Genomic DNA, 1,954 nt, shown 5'->3' with positions numbered 1-1,954 from the left:
TTCCCCTTCCCGACGTTGACCTGGCCGTGGCCGAAACGCAGATGGCCCGCGTTACGAGCAACGCCGACCCGGAGGGCAAGGGCCGCGTGCAGGTGCGGATGAACTGGCAGGCGGGCAACATGCACACCGACTGGATACGCGTGATGACGCCCGACGGCGGGGGCTGCCGCGACGGGGTTGAGACCAACCGCGGCTTCGTTTTCATCCCCGAGGTGGGCGACCACGTGCTGGTGGGTTTCAGGCATGGCGACCCCAACAGGCCGTACGTGATGGGCAGCCTGTTCAACGGACGGACGGGTAAGGGAGGCGGAAAAGAAAATGCTTCCAAAACAATCGTAACAAGGAGTGGCCATACACTGGCTTTCAATGATATGGAGGAGGGCAATTGGGGGATAACGTTAAAAGACGCCAAGGGTAATGTCTTTCATATGGACACGAAGGGGTCCTGCATCAACATTACCGCTCCGCAGACCATCACCTTGAATGCCGCCAACATCATGCTCAACGCATCCAATAAGATCGGCCTCCAATCATCTTCCGTGAGCAAAGACGGCACGAAGAACGGAGTTATTGAGATGGCGGCACTCAAAACCGTCAGCCTGAAATCAGATACGGAAGACGTCAGAATCATTGCGGACAGCAAAAGTATCGACTTGAAAGCCAAGGCCGGCATTTCTTCTGAAAGCGACTCGCTCTCCTTGAATTCTCGAATTTCGTCGGTGGACACGAAAGAACACTTGAAGATAAGGGCTGATGAGGTTGAGATGGACGGAGAATCGCGCATGAGATTGTCTTCCAGTGACACTGACATCGTTTAAGAGAAAGTTATGGCAGATCAGTTGGAATATATCGTCAGGGATGCCCTGATGGTGTGCGACAAGGGAGCCGCCCCAGCGTTCTTCCTCCCTACTCACAACACGCACGTCAAGATACAGGGATTCCTTGTTGCGAATAAACTCGACAAACAACCGCTTGTGAACATTCCTACGTTCGGCATTTGCAGTCTTACGCAAAAGCCTTGCGTTCCTGGCTGTACGGAATGGCAGAAGACCTACAAGCTGCGTATAGAAGGACAAGAAACGTTGCTGTTCAGGTCGGAGATGCCTTGCAGCCTAGGTGGGAAGATACAGTTTGTGACCAGCGGCCAGATTCCGTTGCCCGAGGATGCAAAGGAAGACATCAAAGCCTTGCAAGAGCAAGGGGCTAAGAAAGACGAAGATGCGGGATGGGGGTGGCTTGACACCATAGAAATGGTTCCCGTCGTTGGCTCCATTGTCGGTGCCCTCCGCGAGGGGAGGAAAGGCAATTGGGTGATGATGGCAATGAACGGCGTTTTCCTGGCTTTAGACGTCGCTGGCTTTTTCACATTTGGCGCAACCGCCGCACTCTCCTCTCTCGGTAAGGGCACGGCCAAAAGCGGCATCAAGATTGCGGCAAAGCATACGGCCAGAGCCGTAGCCAAACAGGTAGGGAAGTCAGGGCTGAAGACAGCAGTGAAATTAACGGCCAAAGGAGCGAGGAAGGCCTTTACGAAGTCTATCGACAAAATTATAGGAAAGGCATCGGCGGGTAAAATCTGCGTGCTTGCCTGTTTCCCCGCAGGGACTAAGATTAACACGGATGTCGGACTGAAGAATATTGAGGAAATCAAGGTCGGCGACAAAGTTTGGTCGTATAACGAACTGACCGGTGAAACGGGGTTGCAGGAAATCGTCCGGACGATGTCCCGTGAAAGTGATCATACCATAGAGCTGTATACGGAAGGGGAAATCATAGAGACGACAGCTGAACATCCTTTCCTTACAGACAGCGGTTGGAAAGATGCCGCAGATTTGCAAGCCGGCGATAGGATAAGAAGCCGGAATGAGGAAGATGTCGGAATAAAAGATGTAAAGTTCTCGTATAAGCCAAGGAAAGTTTATAACTAAAGTTTCCCACCCTAATAAATAGATAG

Annotated in this window: 2 protein-coding genes; both read left to right on the top strand. The window is 52.3% G+C overall.

Annotation, left to right across the window (positions count from 1 at the left end; all coding sequences use genetic code 11):
• The coding region (locus HMPREF2955_RS16420; RefSeq protein ID WP_070719921.1) for a phage baseplate assembly protein V at positions 1-818 on the top strand (818 nt) is incomplete at its 5' end.
• A 9-nt stretch (positions 819-827) separates the two neighbouring features.
• Positions 828-1,928 (top strand): PAAR-like protein, encoded by a 1,101-nt coding sequence (locus HMPREF2955_RS00470; protein WP_246830019.1) that lies wholly within the window; start codon positions 828-830, stop codon positions 1,926-1,928.
• Positions 1,929-1,954 lie beyond the last annotated feature (26 nt).

The organism is Prevotella sp. HMSC073D09 (assembly GCF_001814145.1).
GTDB lineage: Bacteria > Bacteroidota > Bacteroidia > Bacteroidales > Bacteroidaceae > Prevotella > Prevotella conceptionensis.
The sequence above is the reverse complement of the archived record's forward strand: the minus strand, read 5'-3'. Positions and strand labels throughout refer to the sequence as shown.